The organism is Microbacterium sp. Bi128 (genome assembly GCF_918698205.1).
In genome coordinates this window covers 1-3,436 of sequence record NZ_CAKKMM010000490.1, presented here as the reverse complement: position 1 = coordinate 3,436, position 3,436 = coordinate 1, and the positions used below count along the sequence as shown (strand labels likewise).

General features: G+C 68.6%; 4 protein-coding genes. 2 read left to right on the top strand and 2 right to left on the bottom strand.

The genetic code is table 11. The features are described from left to right. Positions 1-568, top strand: a 568-nt coding sequence (locus LQV45_RS21650) for a dihydrolipoamide acetyltransferase family protein (protein WP_230008764.1), incomplete at its 5' end; no start/stop codon positions are given. A 116-nt stretch (positions 569-684) separates the two neighbouring features. Here the strand turns inward: LQV45_RS21650 and LQV45_RS21645 are convergent. Next, positions 685-1,023: a hypothetical protein gene (locus LQV45_RS21645; RefSeq protein ID WP_230008763.1), complete on the bottom strand. Its 339-nt coding sequence runs from the start codon at positions 1,021-1,023 to the stop codon at positions 685-687. A gap of 256 nt (positions 1,024-1,279) precedes the next feature. Here LQV45_RS21645 and LQV45_RS21640 point away from each other — a divergent pair, with 256 nt between their 5' ends. Then, on the top strand, positions 1,280-2,923 hold the full coding sequence (locus LQV45_RS21640; protein WP_230008762.1) for an AMP-binding protein: 1,644 nt from the start codon (positions 1,280-1,282) through the stop codon (positions 2,921-2,923). 4 nt (positions 2,924-2,927) lie between these two features. Here LQV45_RS21640 and LQV45_RS21635 read toward each other — a convergent pair whose 3' ends face one another. Then, positions 2,928-3,356 (bottom strand): universal stress protein, encoded by a 429-nt coding sequence (locus LQV45_RS21635; RefSeq protein WP_223914942.1) that lies wholly within the window; start codon positions 3,354-3,356, stop codon positions 2,928-2,930. Positions 3,357-3,436 lie beyond the last annotated feature (80 nt).

The window sequence follows — 3,436 nt, the reverse complement described above, 5'->3', positions numbered from 1 at the left end:
GGCCTCCCGCGACTTCGAAGGCATCAAGGTCTCCCCGCTGCTGATCCTGGCCAAGGCGGTCATTTGGGCCGCGGCGCGAAACCCGAGTGTCAACGCAACGTGGGTGGACAACCCGGACGGCAGCGATTCCGCGGAGATCCACGTCAAGCACTTCATGAACCTGGGCATCGCGGCCGCCACGCCCCGCGGGCTGATGGTGCCGAACATCAAGAACGCCCAGGACCTCTCGCTCAAGCAACTGGCCCTGGCCCTGAACGAGCTCGCCACGACGGCGCGGGCCGGCAAGACCCAGCCCGCCCAGATGCGCGGCGGCACGCTCACCGTGACCAACATCGGCGCCCTCGGGATCGACACCGGAACGCCGATCATCAACCCGGGCGAGGTCGCCATCGTGGCGTTCGGCACCATCAAGCAAAAGCCCTGGGTCCTGGACGGCGAAGTCATTCCGCGCTGGATCACCACCCTCGGCGGCTCCTTCGACCACCGCGTGGTGGACGGCGACCTTTCGGCCCGCTTCATGGCCGACGTCGCCGCCATCCTGGAAGAGCCGGCCCTGCTGCTGGACTAGCCGGCGAAACCGGCCACGAAACCGGCCGCGAAACCGCAGAACCCCGCCGCTGAACCTTTCAGCGGCGGGGTTTCTCAGTGTTGGGGTTTCTCAGTGGCCAGCCTGGCCCGGGCCGCTCAGTTTCCCGAGTAATCGGTCAGGATCTGGACCAGCGCGGGATCGCCGCTCATGCCGGCGAGGGCGGCCGAGGCGGCAAACATCAGGCCCGCGAGCCCCGCGCAGCACGCGCTGATTCCCGTCAGGAACTTCCAGTCCTCCCGGAACACGCTGCGCAAGGTGTCGGGCATGCGCAGTCCCGGGGCAATCAGGTTGGGTGCGCTGTCCGTCGATCCGTCGTCCAGGAACGCGACAACGCGACCGGCACCGCGGTCCACGCGCATGGCGCTGATGTGGTTGCCGTGCCGGGCCAGCAGGATGTCGTGGCCAACCAGCTGGCGGCGCTGAAGAGTGATCATGGGGCTCCCTTGGTAGGTGGGTTCGCGGACGTCCGCACCATCGCAGGGCACCTCCCATTTTACTGAGCCGGTCCGCGCCGGGCGGCCCGCTGGGCGGTGAGGCTGCCCACGACAAAGGGTGATCCTCATCAAGTCCGGACACGGCCGCGACCGGACACAGCCAAGTCCGCGCCCTCCTGTCCCGCGGCTACGCCCGGCACTAGAGTGGCACCAGCCGCCGACAGCCCGGGCGGAAGCGGATCAAAGGAGATGTTGCGTGTTTTCAAGCCCGTACCCCGACGTCGATGTTCCCAACCTCGGCATTTACGACTATCTCTTCGGCGCTCTGGCAGAGGAGGACCTGGACCGGGTCGCCGTCGTCGATGGCGCCAGCGGTGCGGAGACCACCTACCGGGCGCTGCGCGGGCAGATCGACGCCCTCGCCGGTGCCGTCGCCGCCCAGGGCCTGGGCGTGCACGGCGTGGCCGCCATCCTGTGTCCCAACGTCCCCGCCTTTGCGACCGTCTTCCACGGCCTGCTCCGGGCAGGCGCAACGGGCACCACCATCAACGCCCTGTACACGGCCGACGAGATCGCCACCCAGCTCACCGACGCCGGCGCGGACTGGCTCTTCACCGTATCGGCGCTGCTGCCGGCCGCCCGGGAGGCCGCCGAAAGGACCGGGATCCCTGCCTCACGGCTCGTGGTGCTCGACGGCGCCGACGGCCATCCCTCGCTGGCCGACTTGCTCGCCATGGGCGCACCGGCACCCCGCGTCTCGTTCGATCCCGCCACGCATGTGGCCGTGCTGCCCTACTCCTCCGGCACCACCGGCCGGCCGAAGGGGGTCATGCTCAGCCACCGCAACCTGGTCGCCAACGTGGAACAGGCCAGGGGTCTGCTCGACGTCGGCCCCGAAGACCGGGTCCTGGCGCTGCTCCCGTTTTTCCACATCTACGGGCTGACCGTGCTGCTGAACCTCGCGCTGCGCCAGCGGGCAAGGCTTGTGACCATGCCCCGGTTCGACCTGCCCGAGTTCCTGCGGATCATCCAGGACCACCGGTGCAGCTACCTGTTCATCGCGCCTCCCGTGGCCGTGGCGCTGTCCAAGCACCCGCTCGTTGCCGAGTACGACCTCGGCTCGGTGCACACCACCCTTTCCGGTGCGGCGCCGCTGGACGGCGAACTTGGCAAGCGCCTGGCCGAACGCCTCGGCTGCCGGGTCCTGCAGGGCTACGGCATGACCGAGATGAGCCCGGTATCGCACCTCATTCCGCGCCAAAGTCGCGATGGGCTCAGGGCCCCCGTCAGTTCCGTGGGGTACACGGTGCCGAACATGCAGTGCCGCCTCGTGGACCCGGCCACGGGGGAGGAGATCCCGGTTCCCGCGGAAGGGACCAGCGCGCCGGGGCACCTGTTGTGCCGCGGGCCGAATGTGATGCTCGGCTACCTCAACCGGCCGCAGGAAACCGCGGACACCCTGGACGCGGACGGCTTCCTGCGCACCGGGGACATCGCCACGGTGCGGGCGGACGGGGTGGTGACGGTCGTGGACCGGCTCAAGGAACTGATCAAGTACAACGGCTACCAGATCGCCCCGGCGGAACTGGAGGCGCTGCTCCTCACCCACCCCGGCATCGCCGACTCCGCGGTGGTCGGCTCCCTCGACGCCGACGGCCAGGAAGTGCCCAAGGCGTTCGTGGTCCGCCAGCCGGGCGCGGACGGCGATGCCTTGGACCTGGCGGGCGTCATGGACTTCGTGGCGGCCCGGGTGGCGCCGTTCAAGAAAATCCGACAGGTTGAGTTCATCGACGCCGTGCCGAAATCCGCCTCAGGAAAGATCCTGCGGCGGATGCTTGGGTCTGCAGGCTCAGACACCGGCCAAGCCGCCGTGCCGGCAGCGGCACCGAAGAAGCAGTAGCGCCTCAGTCGGCGTCGGTCTTGGCGATGTAGACGTCACAGGGGGCGTTGTGGGCCACGCTGTTCGCAACGCTCCCCAAGACCCGGCCGATTCCGCTCATGCGCCGGTTGCCGACCACGATCATCAAGGCACTGGTCCGTTCGGCTTCCCGGATCAGGGCCTCGGCCGGCTTGCCCCGCGCGGCGGCGTACGTGACGGTGATGTCCGGGCGGCGCAGGCCTTCCGCGACCGAGCGCGCAACCGTTTCCGCGTTGCCGGCGTCGGAAACGATCCACTGGTCACTGCCGCTGCCGAAGACCTGTGTCTTGTCGCTGTCAAAGGCGCTGACCACATGAAGTGTCGCCCCCACGGAAACTGCGAGGTCGCGCGCGGTGTGCGCCGCCCGCAGGGCAGTTTCACTGCCGTCGACGCCGACAACGATTATTCCGGTCATGGACCGCTCCTCTTTCAACGAGTAATGCTGTTTAGTGTGCCTGGCCGATCAACTGGCCCCAGCGCGCCCCAGTCGAGGCC